18 protein-coding genes are annotated in these 21,429 nt (G+C 65.9%); 9 read left to right on the top strand and 9 right to left on the bottom strand.

Annotated elements, in window-relative coordinates; genetic code table 11:
• Window positions 1-342: 342 nt before the first annotated feature.
• From QDS12_RS18605 to QDS12_RS18595, 3 genes are read right to left on the bottom strand one after another with little or no spacing between them, the layout of a single operon-like run.
• Window positions 343-1,770 (bottom strand): gamma-aminobutyraldehyde dehydrogenase, encoded by a 1,428-nt coding sequence (locus tag QDS12_RS18605; protein WP_347882190.1) that lies wholly within the window; start codon window positions 1,768-1,770, stop codon window positions 343-345.
• Between the two features lie 13 nt (window positions 1,771-1,783).
• Complete coding sequence (locus QDS12_RS18600) at window positions 1,784-2,107, bottom strand: cupin domain-containing protein (RefSeq protein WP_279881790.1); 324 nt, start codon at window positions 2,105-2,107, stop codon at window positions 1,784-1,786.
• 52 nt (window positions 2,108-2,159) lie between these two features.
• Window positions 2,160-3,761, bottom strand: coding sequence for a PucR family transcriptional regulator ligand-binding domain-containing protein (locus QDS12_RS18595; protein ID WP_279881787.1), 1,602 nt, complete (start codon window positions 3,759-3,761; stop codon window positions 2,160-2,162).
• Between the two features lie 104 nt (window positions 3,762-3,865).
• Between QDS12_RS18595 and QDS12_RS18590 the strand changes: the two genes are divergently transcribed.
• The 3 genes from QDS12_RS18590 to QDS12_RS18580 are packed head-to-tail and all read left to right on the top strand — an operon-like array spanning window position 3,866 to window position 8,167.
• A complete protein-coding gene (locus QDS12_RS18590) occupies window positions 3,866-5,380 on the top strand; it encodes a CoA-acylating methylmalonate-semialdehyde dehydrogenase (RefSeq protein WP_279881784.1) in 1,515 nt (504 codons plus the stop codon).
• A complete protein-coding gene (locus QDS12_RS18585; RefSeq protein ID WP_279881782.1) occupies window positions 5,373-6,761 on the top strand; it encodes an aspartate aminotransferase family protein in 1,389 nt (462 codons plus the stop codon). Before QDS12_RS18590 ends, QDS12_RS18585 begins: the two co-directional genes overlap by 8 nt.
• 8 nt (window positions 6,762-6,769) lie before the next feature.
• A complete protein-coding gene (locus QDS12_RS18580; protein WP_279881780.1) occupies window positions 6,770-8,167 on the top strand; it encodes an FAD-dependent oxidoreductase in 1,398 nt (465 codons plus the stop codon).
• Window positions 8,168-8,337: 170 nt separating this feature from the next.
• Here the strand turns inward: QDS12_RS18580 and dhaK are convergent, their stop codons facing one another.
• From dhaK to QDS12_RS18550, 6 genes are all read right to left on the bottom strand, one after another.
• Entirely contained in the window at window positions 8,338-9,333 is a 996-nt protein-coding gene (gene dhaK / locus QDS12_RS18575) for a dihydroxyacetone kinase subunit DhaK (protein ID WP_279881778.1), read from the bottom strand.
• The gene (gene dhaL / locus QDS12_RS18570; protein ID WP_279881776.1) at window positions 9,330-10,010 is read right to left on the bottom strand and encodes a dihydroxyacetone kinase subunit DhaL; all 681 of its coding nucleotides are present in this window, start codon (window positions 10,008-10,010) and stop codon (window positions 9,330-9,332) included. Before dhaL ends, dhaK begins: the two co-directional genes overlap by 4 nt.
• Window positions 10,007-10,816, bottom strand: coding sequence for an HAD-IA family hydrolase (locus QDS12_RS18565; RefSeq protein ID WP_279881774.1), 810 nt, complete (start codon window positions 10,814-10,816; stop codon window positions 10,007-10,009). Before QDS12_RS18565 ends, dhaL begins: the two co-directional genes overlap by 4 nt.
• Window positions 10,813-11,673 carry a class II fructose-bisphosphate aldolase gene (locus tag QDS12_RS18560; RefSeq protein WP_279881772.1) on the bottom strand — a complete coding sequence of 287 codons (861 nt, stop codon included), beginning with the start codon at window positions 11,671-11,673 and terminating at the stop codon, window positions 10,813-10,815. Before QDS12_RS18560 ends, QDS12_RS18565 begins: the two co-directional genes overlap by 4 nt.
• Window positions 11,674-11,764: 91 nt before the next feature.
• Entirely contained in the window at window positions 11,765-13,546 is a 1,782-nt protein-coding gene (locus tag QDS12_RS18555) for a LuxR C-terminal-related transcriptional regulator (RefSeq protein WP_279881769.1), read from the bottom strand.
• Window positions 13,547-13,726: 180 nt separating this feature from the next.
• A complete protein-coding gene (locus QDS12_RS18550) occupies window positions 13,727-14,551 on the bottom strand; it encodes an ABC transporter six-transmembrane domain-containing protein (RefSeq protein ID WP_279881767.1) in 825 nt (274 codons plus the stop codon).
• 246 nt (window positions 14,552-14,797) lie between these two features.
• Here QDS12_RS18550 and QDS12_RS18545 point away from each other — a divergent pair, with 246 nt between their 5' ends.
• The 6 genes from QDS12_RS18545 (at window position 14,798) to QDS12_RS18520 (ending at window position 21,418) form a co-directional block, all read left to right on the top strand.
• The gene (locus QDS12_RS18545; RefSeq protein ID WP_279881766.1) at window positions 14,798-15,598 is read left to right on the top strand and encodes an alpha/beta fold hydrolase; all 801 of its coding nucleotides are present in this window, start codon (window positions 14,798-14,800) and stop codon (window positions 15,596-15,598) included.
• Between the two features lie 260 nt (window positions 15,599-15,858).
• Window positions 15,859-16,143 carry a hypothetical protein gene (locus tag QDS12_RS18540; protein ID WP_279881765.1) on the top strand — a complete coding sequence of 95 codons (285 nt, stop codon included), beginning with the start codon at window positions 15,859-15,861 and terminating at the stop codon, window positions 16,141-16,143.
• A 133-nt stretch (window positions 16,144-16,276) separates the two neighbouring features.
• Window positions 16,277-16,660 carry a hypothetical protein gene (locus tag QDS12_RS18535; protein WP_279881764.1) on the top strand — a complete coding sequence of 128 codons (384 nt, stop codon included), beginning with the start codon at window positions 16,277-16,279 and terminating at the stop codon, window positions 16,658-16,660.
• Complete coding sequence (locus QDS12_RS18530; protein WP_279881761.1) at window positions 16,660-18,219, top strand: gamma-glutamyltransferase; 1,560 nt, start codon at window positions 16,660-16,662, stop codon at window positions 18,217-18,219. The genes QDS12_RS18535 and QDS12_RS18530 overlap by 1 nt, the downstream gene beginning before the upstream one ends.
• A gap of 616 nt (window positions 18,220-18,835) precedes the next feature.
• Complete coding sequence (locus QDS12_RS18525) at window positions 18,836-19,177, top strand: cupin domain-containing protein (RefSeq protein ID WP_279881758.1); 342 nt, start codon at window positions 18,836-18,838, stop codon at window positions 19,175-19,177.
• A gap of 186 nt (window positions 19,178-19,363) precedes the next feature.
• Window positions 19,364-21,418, top strand: a complete 2,055-nt coding sequence (locus QDS12_RS18520) for an NAD(P)/FAD-dependent oxidoreductase (protein WP_279881755.1) — start codon at window positions 19,364-19,366, stop codon at window positions 21,416-21,418.
• The last annotated feature ends 11 nt before the right edge of the window (window positions 21,419-21,429 follow it).

The raw sequence follows: 21,429 nt of genomic DNA, 5'->3' as shown, positions 1-21,429 counted from the left end.
TCATCGAACTCCAGCAGGCCAACCGTGCGCTGAGGCGAGCTGACGAGGGCTTGCGGTTGGCGTCGGCGCGTTTCGCCGCACGGCAACTCGCACGGTGAGGTGAATGCCGCGCTGCTGGTCGCCTACGTCGACCAGCACAGGGTCCGAGGTACGGGACCGAGCCGTTCCGCAGGGTCTTGGCTTCAAGGCTGATCTGGCGCTGCTCGACCGCGACCCGTTCGAAAGTACCGAAGTGCCGCAGCAGGCGTGCGTGTGTCAGACATGGATCGATGGCCGGATCAAATACCACCGGGAATGCCGCTGACCCGGTGGTACCCGCGGCGCGGCGCCGCGATCGGCAGGTCAGTAGTGAGCGCTCATGACGTGCTTGATACGCGTGTAGTCGTCGAATCCGTAGCCGGACAGGTCCTTGCCGTACCCCGACGCACCGAATCCGCCGTGTGGCATCTCCGAGACGAACGGGATGTGAGTGTTGATCCACACGCAACCGAAGTCCAGTTCACGACTCAGCCGATCGGCGGTCCCATGGTCCCTGGTCCACACGCTGGCGGCCAAGCCATAGGGCACGCCGTTCGCCATTGCGATCGCCGCGGGCTCGTCATCGAAGGTCTGGACGGTGAGGACGGGACCGAAGACTTCGTCTTGCACGATCCGGTCGTCTTGGCACACCCCCGTCACGACGGTGGGGGCGAAGTAGAAGCCCCGCTCACCATGTCGAGTGCCGCCCGTCGCGACGCAAGCATGAGCGGGCAACTCGTCGATGAAGGTCATCACCTTCTCGAAGTGTGAAGCGTTGTTCAGCGGCCCGTATGCAGCATCCTGGTCATCAGGGTCGCCGGGCTTGGTGGACTCGGCCTCCCTGACGAGGCGGGCGACGAAGTCGTCGTACACGCTGCGATGGACGATGACGCGCGTGGCGGCGGTGCAGTCCTGACCAGCGTTGAAGTACGCAGCTCCGGCGATGGCTGCTGCCGCCTTAGCGAGGTCTGCATCCGCGCAGACAACGGCCGGGGCCTTCCCGCCCAATTCGAGATGAGCGCGCTTGAGCGAGCGGGCGGCGGACGTGGCGACCTCGATTCCGGCGCGAACCGAGCCTGTGATCGCAACAAGCCCAGGTGTGGGGTGCTCTACCAGGTACCGGCCAGTCGTTGCGTCGCCATTGACGACGTTGAAGACGCCCTTGGGGAGCACCTCGCCGGCAAGCTGCGCGAGTCTGACGGTTGAGCGTGGGGTCGTGTCGCTCGGCTTGAGCACGACCGTGTTCCCCGCTGCGAGAGCCGGGGCGATCTTCCAGACCGCCATGGCGAAGGGGTAGTTCCACGGCGTCACCTGGCCCACGACACCGATCGGCTCACGCCGGATGGAAGACGTGTGCTCTTCCAGGTACTCGCCGGCACTCTTACCCTCGAGCAGTCTGGCGGCCCCGGCGAAGAAGCGGAGCTGGTCCACGCCCTGGTCGATCTCCTCGCTTGCGATGAATCGGACGAGCTGGCCTGTGTCGCGAGACTGAAGGCGCGCGAGCTCGTCGCGGTGCTCGGCAATGACGTCGGCGAGGTCAAGGAGGTACTTCTGTCGACGGCTCGGCGGTAGCCGCTTCCACGGCTCCAACGATCGCTCCGCCGCCGCATATGCCGCGTCGACCTCGGCCGGCAAAGACACGGGCGACCTGCCGTTCACCTCACCGGTGGTGGGATCGACCAGGTCGATGAATGATCCGGTCGGAGAGTCGACGAGCCGTCCATCGATGTAGTTCTGGATCATCTCGGTCATCAGATGGGCCCTCTCAGGACACGTAGATCTTGCGGATCGTCTCGTGGACGGTCCAGGTGGTCCGCTCACCCGCATGCAGACGGACGGCGCACCCCGGGGTGAGGTCGACCTTCGAGCCGTCCGTAAAAGTGATGGTCGCGGATCCCGACAGGACGACGAACACCTCGTCGTCCTCGACGTCGACCGATGTGCCGGGCGTCATCTCCCACACCCCGACCTCTGTCCCGGCCAATGCGGTTAGCGCCCTGGAACCGGCCGCCGGCGTGCCGTCGACGATGCTCGTCTCGTCGATCGGTGCGGTGACGACGGCGCTGGTGAGGTCAAGAACGCGACTCATTCCTGCATCGTCGTCGATCACACGGCGAAAGCCCGCCGACAGATTGTCGCAATCATGTGCGCTCGGCCGACATTTCGTCTGCGATCAGGGCGACATGGAGGGAGATCCGCACCTCTGGGTCGTCTAGATCGCGGCCGAGCACCTGCGCGATCTTGGCGAGGCGGTCATAGAAGGCGGCTCGAGAAAGGTGGAGGCTCGCGGCCGCATGCGTCTTGCTCTCCGGATGAGTGAGCAGCGCGCGTAGAGCAGCAATCAGACTCGGCCGGCCTGCTACCGACCGGTCGTGCTCTCGCAGGCGCTGGAGCTCACGATCGGTGAAGAGTCGGAGCCGGTCATCTTGACCAAGGAGGGCGAGCAGGCCCCGCAGATGAAGATCTTCTAGTCGGTGCACCGCGGGTGAGGTCGGGTCCGCAGAAAGCGGGATCGCGTCCGCGACGTGACCGGCTTCCCGCAGGCTTCGGCCGATCTCGGCGAGGTCGCCTGCCACCCGACCGGCAGCGACCGCCACGTCATGTTGCTCCACGATCCGCCTGGCGACCCGGTCGGCGACGGCGTCTGCGCTCGTCGACGGCGTCGTCGACAACAAGACCCGGATGTCGCGTTCGACCTCACACACCAGGACGGGGACGCGTGCCGCGTGGGCCGCACGCACTGCCGTGGCTGCCACGTCATTCAGGTCGGTCGGCGCGCGCGTCACAGTCCGTGGCCGGAGGACCAGCGCGAGGAAGTTGCGCCGTCGCACGGGGAATCGTGCCAGCTCGCACCTGCGCAGCACCTCGTCCGACGTGGCGCCGGCCTGAAGCGCCGACATCAGCTCTCGATGTGTTCGTCGCACTGAGTTCTCTCGGTCGCGATCGTGGAGCCGGTGCAACGCAAGGGCTGCTGCTGCGCGCTCCGCCACGGCCATGTCCCGCTCGGCTGGCGGTTCGGGGGAGGCGATGACCAACCGCCCCCAGTCTTGCTCCGTCGTGCCCAGGCGGGTCACAAGCCAGCCGTTGCCGGCGTCCCACCCAGTGCGACCGGCGATGGTGACCCTTGCTGATCTGGTCTGCCATCCGTCGAGGAAACCGTCGCCGTCAGCGCTGCCAGCCAGGAAATCGAGCGGCCGATGCTGAGCATTCTCGAGGACGACAGGTCCGCCCGTAAGTCGCTGCACGGCATCGAGGATCTCGGCGGGACCGGCCTGCGTGAAGCTGAGCTCGGTGAAGGTGTCGTGTACCCGTTGCGCGTCGCGTAGATCTGCGAGCTGCGCGTCGATGATCCGCTCGCCGATCGTCTGTGTCAGCGATGCGAACTTCACCTCGTGTGTGAGGGCCACCAGCGGAATGGCCCGCTCCCTACACGCGTCAATGAGCGCCTGCGGCAGGGCTGTCTGCCAGCGGCGCCCGAGCTCGATGACCAACCCGGCGCTCTCCACATCGGCGAGCGTTTGGACGAAGTCTGCGAGTGCCATGTGGTCCCCGTCGGCGGGCAGGCCGGTCCCCATGGTCAGCACGAGGTCGCCAGGCCGCAAGATACCGGCGACGTCTGCTAACTCGGTGGCATGCACCCACCGGATCGGCCTCTCGATGGCATCCTCGCCAGCAACGACGACGGGGACGGCGCGCCTGAAAGCGGGGAGCCGAAGCGCCTCGGCCAACGTCAGGTGCCTCATCACCAAGACCCTTCGAACGGTGGGTGACAGTTTGTCGACCCGCTGGCGAAACAGACTACGATCTGTCGCCCGCAGCGGGGACGGCTACGGTCGAAGATGGCCGCATGAACACTAGGATCACCCACTGGGCCAACGGCGCTGACTACATCGGGGCGGCTGATCGCTGGGGACACGTCACCAACCCGGCGACAGGTCAGGTCACTGGCCACGTCGCTCTGGCGAGCCAGGCAGACGCGGACGTTGTGATCAATGCTGCCGCCGCTGCCGCCAAGAGCTGGGGTACGACGTCGCTAGCACGGCGAACCCAGATCGTGTTCGCCTTCCGGGAGTTGCTGAACGCCCGCAAGGAAGAGCTCGCCGCGATCATCACGGCCGAACACGGCAAGGTGCTCTCCGATGCGTTGGGTGAGGTCGCTCGTGGCCAGGAGGTCGTTGAGTTCGCCTGCGGCATCTCCCACCTCCTTAAGGGTGGCCATTCCGAAAGTGTCTCCACCGGAGTCGACGTTCACTCCAAGCGGGACCCGCTCGGCCCAGTCGCCGTCATCTCGCCGTTCAACTTCCCGGCCATGGTGCCGATGTGGTTCTTCCCCATCGCCATCGCCGCTGGTAACACCATCGTGCTCAAGCCGAGCGAGAAGGACCCGAGTGCCGCGAACTGGATCGCGGCTCTGTGGACGGAGGCCGGTCTGCCCGACGGTGTCTTCAACGTGCTGCACGGCGACAAGGTCGCCGTCGACGCTCTGCTCCACAGCGACAAGATCCAGGCTGTCAGCTTCGTCGGGTCCACGCCGATCGCGGAGTACGTCTACGAGCAGGCCTCGAAGACTGGCAAGCGGGTCCAGGCACTTGGTGGCGCGAAGAACCACATGGTGGTCCTCCCCGATGCCGACCTCGACCTCGCGGCCGATGCGGCGGTCAGCGCTGGATACGGCAGCGCGGGGGAGCGGTGCATGGCAATCAGCGCCCTCGTCGCGGTCGGTCCCGTTGCCGACGACCTCGTCGCTCGCATCGCCGATCGAACCCTGACCCTCGTCACTGGCGACGGTGCGCCCGCTGACGGCGTCGAGGCGGACATGGGTCCGCTCGTCACCCGCGAACACCGTGATCGCGTGGCATCGTTCATCGCCTCCGGTGAAGAGCAAGGCGCGAAGCTCGTCGTCGACGGTCGGAACGTGAAGCCCCGGGGTGCCACCGACGGCTTCTGGATCGGCCCGACACTCTTCGACAACGTCGGGGTCGAAATGGACATCTACACCGAGGAGATCTTCGGCCCGGTCCTCTCGGTCGTGCGAGTGGAGACCTACGCCGACGCGGTCGAACTGATCAACGCCAACCCTTACGGCAATGGCACTGCCATCTTCACCAATGACGGGGGAGCAGCCCGCCGGTTCGAGGCCGACGTTCAAGTGGGCATGATCGGCGTCAACGTCCCGGTCCCAGTCCCGGTCGCCTACTACTCCTTCGGTGGCTGGAAGCGGTCCCTGTTCGGCGATACCCACGCCCACGGTGTCGAGGGCGTCCACTTCTTCACCCGCGGCAAGGTAGTCACTAGCCGTTGGATCGACCCAGCCAACCGGCCGGCCGGTGGCCTCGAGCTCGGGTTCCCGCGCAATGTCTGAGACGCCGCGCACCGTGTCGGCTGACAGCCGAAGCGAGCTGCCGACCTTCGACCCAGCCCGCACCTATGAACTCGACCGCGCACACGTCTTTCACTCTTGGTCCGCGCAGGGCGCTCTCAGGCCCATGGTGGTGACCAAAAGCGAGGGGTCCTACATCTGGGACGCTGATGACAACCGGCTCCTCGACTTCACCAGCCAGCTCGTCTTCACCAATCTGGGACACCAACACCCCCGGATCGTCCGTGCCATCCAAGAGCAAGCGGCGACTCTGTGCACTGTGGCGCCGCAGCACGCGAACGCGGCGCGATCAGAGGCAGCGCGCCTGATCGCGTGCCACACCCCAGAAGGCCTCGACAAGATCTTCTTCACCAACGGCGGCGCTGACGCGAACGAGCACGCAATCCGGATGGCGCGGCTCCACACAGGACGCCACAAGGTCCTCTCTTCCTATCGGTCGTACCACGGCGGAACCGACCTCGCCATCAACCTCACCGGCGACCCGCGCCGCTGGCCGAGCGATACCGGGACCGCCGGCACCGTCCACTTCTTCGGACCGTTCCTTTACCGCAGCGCTTTCCATGCGACCAATGAAGCCGAAGAAGCCGAGCGCGCCCTCGCGCACCTGCGAGACGTGATCGAGTTCGAAGGCCCGCAGACAATCGCAGCCATCGTCCTGGAATCCATCCCAGGCACCGCAGGCATCATGATCCCGCCGCCCGGCTACATGCGCGGAGTCAGAGCCCTGTGCGACGAGTACGGGATCGTGTTCATCGCCGATGAGGTCATGGCCGGCTTCGGTCGTGCCGGACGCTGGTTCGCCATCGAGATCGATCAGGTGGTCCCGGATCTGCTCACCTTCGCGAAGGGCGTCAACTCCGGCTACGTGCCGCTGGGAGGAGTGGCGATCAGCAACGCGATCGCCTCCACCTTCGACGACCGAGTCTACCCGGGTGGCCTCACGTACTCGGGCCACCCCCTGGCGTGCGCGGCCGCGATCGCCACGATCAACACAATGGAGGACGACCAGCTCGTCGACCACGCGGCGGCCCTCGGTGCGGACGTGTTCGCGCCAGCACTACAAGCACTGGCCGACGAGCACCCATGGGTCGGCGACGTCCGCGGCACCGGCGCCTTCTGGGCGGTCGAGCTAGTCCGAGACAAGCAGACGCGCGAACCACTCGCGCCTTACGGAGCCACCAGCCCCGAGATGACGACGGTGCTAGCCGGATGCCGATCACGAGGGCTGCTGCCGTTCGCCAACTTCAATCGCCTCCATTTGGTACCGCCGCTCACCGCCAGTCGTGACGAGGTCACCCAGGCCATCAGCATCCTGGCCGAGTCTCTCCGAGACGCCCACAGCCAGCACACGAACGGGGCATGAGCGGGTCGATGGGAACCGACTCCAAACACAGCGTCGAAACCTGGGCGCGAGCCGCACTCTCGCACACCATGCTGGCCCCGTTGTGGCTCTCGAACCCAGATCGACCCGAAGCTCGACCGGCATTGAGTGGGCGCCATAAGACGGACCTGCTGATCGTCGGTGGAGGGTTCACGGGCTTGTGGGCCGCCGTTCGCGCCGCCGAGCGATTTCCTAATCGCAAGATCCTCCTGATCGAAGGCGATCGCATCGCCGAGCATGCCACGGGCCGCAACGGCGGATTCTGCGAAGCAAGCCTGACTCACGGCGAGTCCAACGGTCGGGCTCGCTGGCCCGACGAGTACGAGACCCTGCACCGGCTTGGGCTCGAGAACCTTTACCAGATCGAGGAAACGATCGCTCGCTACGGTATCGACTGCGGCTTCCTCCGTGGGGCGACGATGGCCGTTGCAACGCACCCGCACCAGGTGGAGGCGCTCGGCCCAGGAACGGCCGGATTCCTCGACGCCGAGCAGGCCCGGGCCAAGGTCAACTCGCCGACATATCTCGCAGGCCACTTCTCCGACGGGGACTGCGCGCTCGTTGACCCGGCCCGACTCGCGTGGGGCCTCGCCGGAGCGGCGGAGTCGCTCGGAGTCGAAATCGCTGAGCACACCCGCCTGGTCAACGTGCGCACATCACGGCGTGGAACAGGAGTCGATGCCCGAACCCAGCAGGCCACCGTCAACGCGCGTCACGTCGTTCTCGCCACTAACGCCACCCCTGCCTTGCGACGGCTTAAGCACAGCATTGTTCCGGTCTACGACTATGTGCTTGCCACCGAACCATTGTCTGATCGACAACTCGCCGAACTGCGGTGGGACCCGCGCCTCGGCGTCTCGGACGCCGGCAACCAATTTCACTACTACCGGATCACCCCCGATCGACGCATCCTGTGGGGTGGTTACGACGCGATCTACCACTACGGCCGGGGCATCGACGCCGACTACGAGGATCGGACCGAGACGTTCGAAACGCTTGCCAAGAACTTCGCCCGGACCTTTCCGCAACTGCGAGACGTGCGTTTTACGCATCGCTGGGCAGGAGTGATCGACACTTCGACACGTTTCTGTGCGTTCTTCGGCACGGCTCACCGCGGCCAGACGGCATATGCGCTCGGCTTCACCGGTCTAGGGGTGGGAGCTTCACGGTTCGCTGCCGACGTGATGCTCGACCTCCTCGAGCGTCGACCCACGAAGCGCACCCAACTGGCCATGGTCCACCAACGGGCCGTCCCGTTCCCGCCGGAGCCGTTCGCGTGGGTCGGCATCCAAGCCACCCGGCACTACCTTGCGCGCGAGGACCGCACCGGCAAGCGCGGAATCTGGCTCCGCACGCTTGATCGGCTCGGCTTGGGCTTCGACTCCTGAGATCAGCACTTCCGTTCCCTATCTGAAGCTCATCGCCTCGGATCGGTCACGCGGCGCGGCGCACGGTGGCGCCGGGGGCGTCGGCCACACACGTGGCAGGAGCAGACAGGTCCGCGACGCGCGTCGACATCGACACGCGCTCGCGGAGATCCCCGTTTGTCCCAGGTTTCTCAGAACACGCGGATCGGGACCGCAGCCGGTGCGCCGAAAAGCTCGTCGATCTCCTCGTCAAGGCGAACCAGCGTCAGCGACGCGCCTGCCATGTCCAGCGACGTGCAGTACTCGCCCACATAGTTCCGTGCGATCTCGATGCCGCGACCGACGAGATTCTTGTGGGCCAGACCGTAGAGGAGGTAGAGCTCACTGATCGGCGTCCCACCGAGGCCGTTGACCATCAGGGCCACCCGGTCGCCCGCCGCAAACGGCAGATCGCTGACGATCGCGTCTAGCAGGTCGTCCACGATCTCGCTCGCTGATCGAACCTGGACCCGCTCGCGTCCCGGTTCTCCGTGGATCCCGACCCCCATCTCAGCCTCTGTCTCGCCGAGCTCGAAAATCGGGGTGCCCTTGGCGGGTGGCGTGCATGACGTCAAGGCCATGCCCATGCTGCGCGTGACCGAGTTGACGTGCTCGCCGACCCGGACGACCTCATCGATATCAGCGCCCCGCTCAGCGGCAGCGCCCATCGCCTTGATAACGAAGAAGTTGCCGGCCACGCCGCGGCGCCCGACCGTGAACGTGGAGTTGTCCACGGCCACATCGTCATCGACGATCACCGTCCGCACCTTGATGCCTTCTGCCTCGGCCAGTTCTTGCGCCATCTCGAACGCCATGCGGTCACCGGTGTAGTTGTTCACGATATAGACCAGACCGGCCTCGGTAGCCAAGCGCCGAGTGGCGGCCAGAACGTAGTCCATCGGCGGGGCCGCGAAGACGTCGCCGGGACAGGCACCGTCGAGCATCCCGGGACCGACGGCCATCACGTGCGCAGGCTCGTGACCAGAGCCGGATCCCTGCAGGATCGACACCTTCCCGGGCACGGGCGCGTCCACGCGCATGATGAGGTTCGACGCAGGGTCGTACGTCAGGGTGCCAGGGTTGGCGAGCGCTAGACCCTCAAGCATGTCGGGCACGAACTGCTTGGGGTCGTTGACGAACTTCTTCATGTTGGCTCCTCAGATGTAGGCGACGCTGATGCAATGGACTCGAAGTCGACGAGCCGGCGAGCGATCTCCTCGGTCATGAGTGCCACGGCCACGGCCCCAGGGTCGAGACTGCCCACGCTTCGTGCGCCGGTGTAGCTGGCGCGTCCGCGCTTGGCCTCAAGGTCCCTCGTCGCCTCGGCGCCCGCCCGCGCGGCCTGGGCGGTGCGTTCGAGAGCCAGCGACAGGGGCAGGTTTTCTGCTGCGGCTCGTTCGAGCGCATCCGCGGCCGGCACCAAGGCGTCGAGCAGCGTCTTGTCGCCTACGGTCGCCTTCCCGCGATCCATGATCCCCTTGATCGAGGCGCGGAGCGCGGCGGCAGCGTCGCTCGGGCCACCCGAAGTGGCATCCGCGTCGGCAAGTGAGCCTGCGGCTCGCAGAAACGCCGTTCCCCAGATCGGACCGGAGGTCCCACCAGTCCGACTCGTGATGATGGTTGCGATGCGTCGAAGAAACGCGGCATTGCTGTCGCGGTCGAGTTGCTCCCAGGTGTCGAGGACGACCTCGAACCCGCGGGCCAGCGAGAAGCCGAAGTCGCCGTCGCCGGCAACAGCGTCAAGCTCACAGAAGTAGGACTCGTTGCTGATCGCCGTTTCACTGATCGCCAACACCATCGTCTCCACGGCTTTGGATGTGCTCATCGAGCCTCTCCTCCCGGTGCGGTTCCATGTGACGGAGTGAGCAGGTGCTTGAGGTGTTCGACTCGCAGTTCGCCCTTGAGGAGGAGGCGACCGGGGTTGGAGCGCACTGCCACGGGGGCTCCGCCGGGCTCGCCTAGATCGCTGAGCACGAGGGCGGCGCCTTCGAACACGTCGCCGGTCGTGTACTCACTCTCGGTCACGACGCATCTCATTCCCGCTGAGACGGCTGAAGCGCAGCCGATGGGGGAGTCTTCGATCGCCACGCAGCGCTCGACGCTGACATCGAGCTCGCGGGCGGCGGCGAGGTAGATGTCGGGCGCCGGCTTCTTGTGGGGCACCAGGTCACCAGCGAAGACGCGGACTTCGCGAGCCACGTGCGGGGGGAGAACGTGGTCAGCGACGGCACGAACCGATTCCGGCGCCGAAGTGGAGGCGATGGCGACACGCCAGTCATTGGCCAACGCCTCGGCCGCTAGACGCGCGACGCCCGGACGGGCCGGCAACCCACCAGCCTCAACGATCTGTCGATAACGCTGAGTCTTGTATTGGTGCAATAACAAGATGAGCTCGTCGAGGTCGGCAGGCTCCTGGGAGCGCCCGGCTTCGCGCAGCACCTCCGACGTCATGGCTGCGCGGATGCGTTCTTTGCCGCCGCCGACCTCGAGGAGTGGCCCATAGTCACTGACCCCCCAATTGAGCGGTATCCCGAACGCGGCGAAGGCCTCATTGAACGCGACTCGGTGGCCGTCCTTCTCGGTGTCGGCTAGCACGCCATCGCAGTCGAAGATCAGGGCGTTCTCGGTCATGCCGCACGTCCCGAGCTTCCGAACATGCACATGTGGTCGACGGCCATCTGCCGGACGCTCGCCGATGACGTCGAGATGAGGTCCAACGGTTCCCAGCGGTCACGGGCCTCGGCTTCCCGCAAAGCATCGAGAGACGACATCATCCACGCCCGCTTGAGCGCGGTCGAGATGTTGACCTTGGCGCACCCTCGTGCGATCAGGTCGCGAAACTGCTCCTCAGCGAGCCCGGTTCCACCATGCAGCGCGACCGGCACCCCGGTTCGATCCACGATGTCCTGGACGCGCTCGTAGTCCAGATCTGGCTGCGCGGCGTACTGACCGTGCGCATTGCCGATGGAAGGTGCGAACACGTCGACGCCGGAGCGTGCGATGAAGTCGAGGCAGATGTCGAGCGACTGCCGCTCCGAGGGGGTATCGCTGCCCACTCCGTCCTCGACCCCCGTGATCGACTCGATCTCGCCCTCGACGTGCGCGCCGAAGCGGCGTGCCTCGGATACGACCTCCATGGTCTGAGCCAGGTTCTCGGCTACGGGCATCTCCGAGGCGTCGAACAGCACGCTGTTCCAGCCAGCTCGCAGACATTCGCTGATGACCTCGCGGCTCGGGCAGTGGTCGAGATGGAGGCAGACCGGCACCTCAATGCCTGCTGTCATGGCCGCCCAACTGGAGAAGAGCACCGATGAGCCGATGTGCCGGACGGTTTTCACCGAGGTTTGCACGATGACGGGCGATCGCTCGGTGACCGCTGCGTCAAGCACCGCCTCCATTGTCTCGACGTTGACGATGTTGATGGCCGGGACGCCGTACCGCTCCTTGAGGGCGGGAGTCAGGATGTCGATCAGGGCAGCGACGGGCACTACTACCTCCGTGTCGTGGGTGCACCGACCGTAGGTGTGGGCGTTGGAACCGCGCATGGGGGCGTTCCCCCGTCTTTGGCTGCGGGGTTCCCTACCGCGAGATCGATCGCGTCCGGGCGATCAGCTCGTGGCGGCTCCGGAGGCCCGCTTTGCGCAGGATCGCACCTACGTGCTTCTCGACGGTCTTGACGGAGATCACCAGGTCCTCCGCGATTGCCTTGTTGGCCAAGCCCCGTTCGAGCAGCTGACGGACCTCTCGCTCGCGACCGGTGAGCACGGAAAAGTCGGCCTTGCGACCGACCGGGCGGAACGCGGGCAGGACCGAATGCCCGTGCGCGGCCGCCACCACCACGGAGGCAGCCGTCGATGCATCGGCAGTGTCGAGGAAGCAGCCCACAGCACCGGCCAACACCGTCTCGGATACCAGGTCGTAGTCGTCGCTGGGGCACACTGCCACGATGGAGCGGCGCGGGTGTTCCTCGGCGACGCGTCGTACCCACGCCACGAGCAGCTGCGGATCGTCGTGCCCGATCACAGTGACGGCTGGCGCAGATCGAAACATCGCCCCGATGACATCTTCGACTGCCTGGCATTCACCGACCACGGCGAGCGAGGGTTCTTGCCATCCCAACAACCGGGAGAGCCCGGCAGTGGTGATCTTGCGCGGCGCGGCTACGACGATCGGCACTCGCGCCAGATGTGCGGCGGGGCCATCGCGTTGGGGAAACCGCAGGCGCACCGTGGTGCCCCATTGCGGCTCGGACTCGAAGACGACGTCGCCGCCGAGTTCGCGCATCCAGTTCACGATCCGTGCTTGGCCAGCCCCGCTAGGGAATTCGCTCGGACTGAACCCGCGGCCATCGTCTTGGATGACTACGCGAAGCACGCCGTAATCGCAAGCGAGGAGCACGCGGACCGTACGGGCCGCAGCGTGCCTGCCGATGTTGTCGAAGATCTCACGCACGACACGCAGCACGTCGCGCATGGCGGACTGGCTGAGTGATCGGGCGCTGTCGGGCTCGCCGGTGAGGACGAGGTCAGTCCCGATCGATCGAACGCTCTCCAAGGTCGCGAGCTCGGCTCGCAGCAGAGTTTCGAGATCCTTGGGGTCTTCGGCCATGACAGCCAGTTCGCGAACCTTGGCCGCCATGTCAGACAGCGCGCACTCAACTGCCGTGCGAATCGGTGCGAGTCTGCCGTCCAGGGTTCCGCCGGCATCGTTCGCCGCACTGTCGATTTGGCGAAGCGCGTTGCCGAAGGTGTGCGTCATCAGCTCCTCGAGCTCGCGAAGCAGCAGATGTCGTTCTGCCGCTGCAGCCCGATCGCGGGTATGCGCCTCGATGGCCGAGTACATGGTGGCGTTGGCGAGAGCGACAGCCGCATGACGCGCAAACATTGCCAACAGCTGTGCGTCCTCCGCGCCGAACCGACGATCCGGGTCGCGAGAGAACAACACGAGAGCCCCGACGATGCGTCCTCGCCACTCCAACGGCGTGCCAATCGTCGCACCCAGACCGTCTCGGTCGGCGGGATCGAGGTGCCCACCGGCGACTTCGTCGTAGCGGTCGAACCACACCGCGCAGCGACGCCGCACAACCTCGCCGGTCATACCTTCGTCCAGGCTGAAGACGTGCCCGGACAGGCACCGAATCCCGATATCGACCTCCTTGCGGTAGGTCGCGGCCGCCTCGTCGACACTGGAAACCGAGCCGGCGTCACACTGCATCAGGTCGATACATCGGGTGAGAATCGAGGCGAGCGCTACCGAGGGCTCGAACTCGCCTACGAGGTCGTCCGCGATCTCGTTCAACGCGGTCACCTTCGCGATCAAAGCGGCTAGCGGCCCGCGGACGCCCTGGCCGTCATCGGTCACCTTCACGCACCTCCACCGTGAGCACATCAAGCCCAGAGCAGAGACCAATTGAACGGTTGCGCCCGGAGACCGGCCCGGCGTGCCAACCAAGATCGCATCGAGTGACCGCAGACCTGCGACACCGACTCGAAGAAGCACGCCACCGAGCGTCGGAAAGTGGGCTCGGCCCTCGTGCGGCGCTCACTCTTGTTCGGCTTGGCCTAGTCGCCGCAGGATGTCGCGAAGGCGCAGGTATTCCTGCCAGGACACGGGCAGGAACGACGCTGACGCCGAGAACTCGAACACGTACAACACGATCGAGAGGAGGGCACCCTCGTCCATGCCCTCCCGAGTCGAAGTGACGATCGCGAACACTTGAAGCGCCACCATGAGACAAAGCGACGCTGCATGGTTGACCGTCTCGATGTCAGAGAGCCGGATGACCCATCCGTTGAGGATGCCAATGTGTCGGCGAGTGAGGTCTACCTCGTCGCGACGGAGAACGTCGATCTGCCGCTCGAACTCGTCGTTGTACTCCTCGTTGAACGCCACGGTGCGCCGAGTGGATGCCGCATAGATCGCAACGATCACTGCAGCCATCACCAGGGCGCCCAGGAAGACCGGTCCCGAGAGTGCGGCGAGGAACACCAAGGTCCCGACGAACCCCCCGATGCCCACGATCAACTCAGGCATCGAGTACTCGAGGAAGTCAACGACTTCTCGCAGCATGTTCAGCCTGGCACTCTTCTCCGAAAGGCCGACCTGAGGCTTGGACGCATCCGTGCCTGCCCGCTGGTACACGCTGGCGAACAGTCGGGCGTCCAGTAAGCGGCGCGAGGTCGCAAAGGCCGCGGTCGCGAGGCCGACGAGGATGAATAGCATTAACCCTCGCCACGAGCCAGCCAGATAGTCGTCCAGGGCCACGCCGATCGCGAACGGCAGAAATACCTGGCCAGCCGCCTCTGCCAGGACGAGCAGCAGCGAGAACGCGACACGAGCCCGGTAACCCTGCAGCATCTGCCGCATGGGAGCAGGCTAGCCGACCGCCTCTGCACCGTCGTTCACTCCGCAGCACCAGTCCCGAGGTCATGACGTCGCCCGTGACGCTCTGGTTCAAGCCGTTGGCCCCGTCGACCAATCCGGGAATGGCAAGCGATCGAGAGCATCCAAGAAGCCCCGGCCTCCACGCTGCGCACGACAACGCGGCTGGAGTCGGCCGGACTTCGGCGCTATCCGCCGCAACGTGCACAGACATCGCGAGAGGGAGCGGTCATGCCGCAAGCACCGGTGAACGGAATCACCATCGACTACCGCCTCGACGGAGACGGCCCCGAGACGGTCGTCCTCATCTGCGGGCTCGCAGACACTCAGGATTCCTGGGCTTTCCAAGTCGCGGCGCTTCTCGAGCTCGGCTACCGGGTCCTGACCTTCGATCCGCGTGGCGCCGGCGGGTCTGACGCGCCCGAAGGCCCTTACACAACGACGCAGCTCGCAGAGGACACGAAGGCGCTGGTCGACCAGCTGGGAATCACCTGCTTCCACCTCGTCGGCCACTCGATGGGAGGCGCCGTGGCGCAGGAGTACGCCTTGGCGCACTCCTCTGACCTGAAGTCCGTCACCCTGTCCTCGACCTTCCCCGCACCGTCCCCCTACATGTCACGGGTGCTCACGCTGTGGGCCGATCTCGCTCAAGAGGCTGGAGTCGGGCTCGTCATGCGGCAGTCGATGCTCTACTCGCTCACACCCCAGTTCTTCGCCGATCACCCGGATGAGGCAGCGCAGGCTGAGGAAGCGATGGCGGAGTTCCCGATGTCTGTCGAAGCTCTGCTTGCCCAGATCCAGGGAGCCGAAGCGCATGACGCCCGCAGCCGCCTCGGTGCCCTGGCAGTCCCGACGCTCGTCCTCGCTGCCGACTCCGACATCTTGGTGCCGCCCGCCGTGTCCGCGGAGCTCCACGAGCTCATTCCAGGGTCCCGTTGGGTGACCGTTCCCGGAGGACACGTCGCCAATCTGGAACGAGCAGGCGAGTACACCGCTGCGTTGACCGACTTCCTCGGCTCGCAGCCGAGCTAGCGGTGCAGGCCGTGTCCTCTGCCTCACGCTGCCGCCCTCGCGGATCCTCCCATCGGAGGGCGGGACGCCCGAGCGGAAAAGGCACGTCCGAGTTCGAGATGGTGTGGCCGGCGACGACACCGGCAGGGGTGGACGAAACTAATGGCGAGTACGAGAAAGATGACGAGGTCTCGTCCCATCGAGAACTCCTCTTCGGCGTCTCTAGTCTGCAGGTCGGCCTCGCAGGCCTACAAGGGTTGAAAACGCTAGGCGTCGGGGCTGTGCTCGACATCGGCCAGCACGGTTGGCCGGCCACGCTCGTCGTCGACCTCGCCGGCAACCCTGGCCGTATCACCCCCTCGGCTGTAAAGGACGTCGTCTTCGCGGTCGACCCGCAATGCGTCACGTTGCGGACATCGACGATCCGACGCAGCGAAACGGTGCGGCTCGCGGCGCCCCGGGCTGCGCTCGCGGGGAAGGCACAACGGGACGCCGCGCAAGACGCAGCGGATGATGACAAGTCGCGCAGTGGCAACCAGCCCCCAGCAGATCGAGATGGCTGGTGAGTGCTGCACCGTGGCACTTCGAGTCAATGCGCGTTCGTGCTCGGGCCGAGAAGCTCCTCGTGAGCCGGGCCCAGGCTGCTGAGGCGACCCCATCGGCGCCGGCCGGACCGGACTCCTCGGCAACGCAGGCGGAATGGCGAACATGACCGATTCAGAAGCAGACGACAAGAACCGGCGGATCCTCACCGAGGACGTGCGAAGCATGCCGTTGACCACCCCGAGCCAACCCGGGATGTGGATCGATGGAGGCTGGCCGACCGCTGCGACGCAGACACTGGCGGTGCTCGGTGGTGCCCGCGTTGCCGCCTGGGAGATCAGCGCCGGCGTCGCGTCCGACGTTGAAGAAGACGAGTGCGTCGTCGTGCTGTCCGGGCGCGGAACCATCCGCTTCGAGCACGGCGACGAAGACTCGACTCAGACCCGGGACGGTCCTCCGGCTCAGGGCTGGCGAACGCACGGAGTGGACCGTTCTCGACGCAGTTCGCGCTCTCGTCATCTCAGGAACGGTGGACGCTGATGCCTAACAGGCGAGTTTGCCTTGCCGCTCCTCACCCGGACGCCGTCGACGCGGCCCGCCAGGTCCTCACCCTGGGCGGGAACGCTGTCGACGCGGCGCTGGCCGCCGCCGCTGCATTGACCGTCGTGTACCCGCATCAATGCTCGCTCGGAGGTGACCTGATCGCATTGATCCGGACGCCCGACGGCCGAAAACTGAGTATCAACGCAAGCGGTGCCTACGGCTCGGGCATCGACCCTGCTCCGCTCCCCATCCCACAGCGCGGGCCCCTGTCCGTCTCCGTGCCGGGTGTCGTCTCGGGCTGGCGATGCATGCTGGAGGTCGCCGGTAGCCTGCCGGCGCGTCAGATTCTCTCCCCTGCGGTCGAGCTTGCCGAGCGCGGGACGGCCGTCGGAAGCCGTCTCGCATCCGCGATCGCTGAACTGCTTGCGACCGCTACCCCGACGTGGCACCTTCGAGAGTTGCTCTCGAACTCGCACGGGCAACCGTTGGAACGAGGCGCGTTGCTGCGCCAGCCCGCGCTCGCGCACACGCTTCGGGCACTCGCAGAGAACGGCCTCCAGGACTTCTACGCCGGCACCATCGCCGATCGCTTGGGTAAGGCCTTCACCGACCTCGACATCCCCATCCGCCCCGACGATCTGAGTGGACACGACGTGGTCCTCACCGCGCCCCTGGAGGCTGACATCGGCGAGTGCCGGGTGATCACGGCCACGCCGAACTCGCAGGGCTACATCTTGCTAACGGCGCTCAAGGTCCTGGAAAGGATCGCGGGTAGCGGGTCAAGAACCCGCGCGGACGACCTCGCTCATGTCTTCGCGTACGGCGAGGCCCGGCGCGAACGCGAACTCGCCGACCCCGCGCACATGACGGCAGACATTGCGGACCTGCTTTCTGAAGGCAGCATCATCACCGACGCCGACTCGATAGCACTGTCGGCCTCCCGCGGCTTCCGCGACTCCTCGAATCTGTCAAAGGCGACGGGAGACACGGTCGCCGTGACCGCCGTGTCAGACGACGGCACCGCCGTCTCACTCATCCAATCCCTCTTCTGGTCGTTTGGATCGGGAGTGCACGACCCGAGTACGGGCATCACGTTCCACAACCGCGCGTCCTCCTTCGCCGCCACCGCCGAGTCGCCGAACGCGCCCGCGGCGCGCAAGCGTCCAGCGCACACCCTGATGCCGGTCATCGTCGAGTTTGCCGACGGCCGGCTCTCGGCCCACGGCGCCATGGGCGGCCACGCCCAACCGCAGATCCACACGCAGGTGCTGCGCCGTGTCCTGGACGGGCATGCGGCACAGGAGGCCGTGGCCGCGCCCCGCTTCATCGTGGAGTCCTTGGCCGAACCTGACGCCCTATCGGTCCGTGCCGAGTCTGACCTCGACCCGCGGACGCTGGGTTCGCTGGCCCTCTCCGGTCTTCCACTCCACACGATCACGCCGCTGAACGAGGATGTCGGGCACGCCATGATCTGCACCGTCGCTGCAGATGGAACGCTCGACGCGGGCGCGGATCCGAGAAGCGACGGCCGTGTACTGACTCCAGACGGTCATTAACCGAAGCCAGCGCGGTTGTTTCGCCGCAGCCGAGGGACGATCGCGAACGCCTCGGGCAATCAAATGGGGGCGGCGCCGTCATGATCGCCGTGACGTCCTCACCATGGGATGTGCCTCGATCAGTACACCCGGACGCGCGAGGAGTTGACCAGCTACCGTGCTCGCAACACGTCGATCGCCGGCGCGCGGTTACACCGTCTTTGGACGGGGAGCACGCGGCTGGAAGTGTCGTTGAGCGGTTGAACCAGGGCGCTGATCAGCCAGGCGCCATGGCCGTCCGCAAGTTGACGGTCCTGGGTAACTAGGGCCAGCAGCGCGGACCCATGCAGCCACGACCTGTCCTGCTTGTCCTCCGTGGGACCTGCGCGACCCGGCAAGTCCCGTCGTGTCTGGGTCTCCGGACTGGCGACATCGCCATCGGCAGGAGACCACCCGTCGTCGACAGCAACGAGCGCCTGCCCACCGACGACGCCCTGACACTCGCATCCGAACAGTTGGCACTCGCCTGCAATACCCCTCGGCCGCGCGCCCGGCATCGTGCCCCGAGCGTAGGAAAGAACTACAACAGGCCCTCCTCGCACCAATCGTTGGTTCGCCCTTCAGCTATGGAGTTTCGATGAAGACTGTCAGCTTCACGCCGACCGACCTGACCCTCGAGCCTTACCCGGTCGCGTCCGGGCGGCTCACCCCAGGAACAGAGATCAACGCCGCCCCCCTCTGGGAGCGCGAGGACGGCAGCGAAGTCGGCGCCGTCTGGGAGATGACCCCTGGCGTCCTTGAAGAGGTTCAGGGAAACGAGGCCTTCGTGATCGTCAGCGGACGGGCGCGCGTGGAGTTCCCCGACGGCCGAGTCCTCGACCTCGGCCCCGGCGACGGAGCGTTCATCGCGCCCAACGATCCGTGCAGGTTCGTGACTTTGGAGACCGTGCGCAAGGTAGTCGTCTTCCGGCTGACCTGATAGGCGGCGTAGGGCTAACCCCGGAAGGTTGTGGCGCTGCTGGCACGCCTGCTGGCACGGAACCGCAAGCCGACCCCCGTAAGAGCCCGACAGACTCGATCCGCTGCATGGTTCACACGCTGACCAGAACGCCCCTCGCTCGGGCCTCCCGTTGGCGCTCGAGGCTCCGGAAGGTAGGGATGATCGATGGTCGAGTACAGCGACGAGCGGCTAGGCATGAATCGCAACATCACCCGGCGAAGCTTCTTGGATGGGGTCGCCGTCAGCGTCGGCCTTGTTGCGGCCGGCACTGGAGCTGCGGACGCCAGCACTGCCTTCCAAGGCCGCCCGAGCGGGCATGGAAAGCACCCCCACCCACCTGCGACGTACCCGCCCGCACTCACCGGCGGTCGCGGCTACTTCGACGGCGTCCAGACCATCCCGCACTCGCTGGCCAGCGGGCAGTTCTGGAAGACGGCACCGCCGCCGAAGAGCACAGGGGAGTACTACGACCTGGTGGTCGTCGGCTCGGGCATCAGCGGGCTGTCGGCGGCGAAGTTCTACCGCGAGCAATTCGGACGTTCGACGATCCTCGTTCTAGAGGGTCTCGATGACGTCGGCGGCCACGCCCGCCGCAACGAGTTCGAGACCAGCGCTCGCACCCTCATCGGCTACGGCGGATCGCAGTCGTTGGACAGCCCAAGCTCATTTGCCCGTCCAGCATCCAGGTTGCTCGAAGACATCGGCATCGACTACCAGAAGTTCGAGCGATACTTCGACACCAGCTTCAACGCCGAGCACGGACTCACGCGCCGTGCCCTCTTCTTTGACAAGGAGACCTGGGGACGGGACTTCGTGACCTACACCGGTGGCGGCCGAGCCTGGGACGACGTCCTCGCAGGTGCGCCGATGGCGAACGAGGCCAAGGCTCAGATCGCTGAGATGTACGCCGGCGAAGTCGACTACATGCCCGGTCTCACCGTCGCAGAGAAGAAGGACGAACTCGCGCAGATCACCTACGAGCAGTACCTCCTCAAGTGGGTGAAGGCGCATCCAGACACGGTCAAGTTCTTCGAGACCACGCCCAACGGCGACTACGGCTACGGCGCCTCTGGCGTCGGCGCCTTGGACGCCTCCGTCGAGTTCGTCGGCTTCGACGGACTCGGACTCGGCTGGGGCGAACTCGAGGAGAGCCTGGAACCTGACCCGCGCTTCCGCGCAGACGTCCCCAAGTTCTGGTACTCCGAAGACCCCTACATCTACCACTTCCCCGAGGGGAACGCCGGGGTCGTCTACTCGCTCATCCGCGACCTGAACCCCAGGGCGCTGCCGGGACGCGGCATGGAAACGATCGACACCAACCGCATCCAGTACGCGGAGCTGGACAAGCCCGGTAGCTTTCGGGTACGGCTTAACTCACCGGTCGTCAAGGTTCAGAACCTCTACCCGCCCAACCGTCACAAGAAGGGCACGACACACGGGAAGCCGTTCGCCGTCGAAGTCTCCTACATGAACGACGGCAAGCTCCTCACCGTCCGCGCCAAACACGTCATCCTCGCGCTCAACAACAACCTCATCCCATACCTGACGGACGAGCTCGGGGCCGCGCAGGCGAACGCGCTGAAGAACGCCAAGCGGATGGCTCTGAGCTACGCGACGGTCCAAATCAAGAACTGGACCGCGTTCACGAAGCTGGGCATCTCAGGCGCTCGCTATGTCAGCGGCTACTGGGACAGCATGAGCCTCGACTTCCCGGTCAGCATCGGCAAGTACAAGTTCCCGCAGGACCCGCACAAGCCGATTCTCGTGCATCTGGGGTCCGCGGCTGCCGTTCCCAGTGATGACCCCTGGAAGCCCAAGCATCCGACCGATCAGTCGGCCGATGGACGCCGCGAGCTGCTGGCCACCGGGTTCGCCGGCATGGAGCGCGAGTTGCGCAAGCAGTTGCAGGAGGTCCTGGGCCCCGGCGGGTTCGATGCGGCCGAGGACATCGAGGCGATCACCATCAATCGGTGGGCACACGCCTACGCCTACCAGTACTGCGTGCCGTTCGAGATCTTCTGGCCGCACGGGCCGTTCCCGAACCACGTGGCAAGGGAGAGGTTCGGCAACGTCGCGATCGCAAACAGTGACTCTGCGCCGCGGGCGTACGTGGACGCCGCAGTGGACATGGCCTACCGAGCCGTTCGCGAACTGGCAGGCAGGGACGCCGGTGAGGTCGCCGCAGGCGTCGATGGGGTCGACCCGCTTCGGGTCGGCTGAACCGACAAGAC

Origin of the sequence: Nocardioides sp. CER19, assembly GCF_029846275.1 — a bacterium.
GTDB lineage: Bacteria > Actinomycetota > Actinomycetes > Propionibacteriales > Nocardioidaceae > Nocardioides.
Note: the sequence above shows the minus strand (reverse complement) of the source record. Positions and strands in the feature narration are given on the sequence as shown.

Excerpts from the sequence above, each read along its gene's own strand:
- QDS12_RS18605 (WP_347882190.1), bottom strand. The coding sequence starts at position 1,770 with ATGACCGAGATGATCCAGAACTACATCGATGGACGGCTCGTCGACTCT.
- QDS12_RS18600 (WP_279881790.1), bottom strand. The coding sequence starts at position 2,107 with ATGAGTCGCGTTCTTGACCTCACCAGCGCCGTCGTCACCGCACCGATC.
- QDS12_RS18595 (WP_279881787.1), bottom strand. The coding sequence starts at position 3,761 with ATGAGGCACCTGACGTTGGCCGAGGCGCTTCGGCTCCCCGCTTTCAGG.
- QDS12_RS18590 (WP_279881784.1), top strand. The coding sequence starts at position 3,866 with ATGAACACTAGGATCACCCACTGGGCCAACGGCGCTGACTACATCGGG.
- QDS12_RS18585 (WP_279881782.1), top strand. The coding sequence starts at position 5,373 with ATGTCTGAGACGCCGCGCACCGTGTCGGCTGACAGCCGAAGCGAGCTG.
- QDS12_RS18580 (WP_279881780.1), top strand. The coding sequence starts at position 6,770 with ATGGGAACCGACTCCAAACACAGCGTCGAAACCTGGGCGCGAGCCGCA.
- dhaK (WP_279881778.1), bottom strand. The coding sequence starts at position 9,333 with ATGAAGAAGTTCGTCAACGACCCCAAGCAGTTCGTGCCCGACATGCTT.
- dhaL (WP_279881776.1), bottom strand. The coding sequence starts at position 10,010 with ATGAGCACATCCAAAGCCGTGGAGACGATGGTGTTGGCGATCAGTGAA.
- QDS12_RS18565 (WP_279881774.1), bottom strand. The coding sequence starts at position 10,816 with ATGACCGAGAACGCCCTGATCTTCGACTGCGATGGCGTGCTAGCCGAC.
- QDS12_RS18550 (WP_279881767.1), bottom strand. The coding sequence starts at position 14,551 with ATGCGGCAGATGCTGCAGGGTTACCGGGCTCGTGTCGCGTTCTCGCTG.
- QDS12_RS18545 (WP_279881766.1), top strand. The coding sequence starts at position 14,798 with ATGCCGCAAGCACCGGTGAACGGAATCACCATCGACTACCGCCTCGAC.
- QDS12_RS18535 (WP_279881764.1), top strand. The coding sequence starts at position 16,277 with ATGGCGAACATGACCGATTCAGAAGCAGACGACAAGAACCGGCGGATC.
- QDS12_RS18530 (WP_279881761.1), top strand. The coding sequence starts at position 16,660 with ATGCCTAACAGGCGAGTTTGCCTTGCCGCTCCTCACCCGGACGCCGTC.
- QDS12_RS18525 (WP_279881758.1), top strand. The coding sequence starts at position 18,836 with ATGAAGACTGTCAGCTTCACGCCGACCGACCTGACCCTCGAGCCTTAC.
- QDS12_RS18520 (WP_279881755.1), top strand. The coding sequence starts at position 19,364 with ATGGTCGAGTACAGCGACGAGCGGCTAGGCATGAATCGCAACATCACC.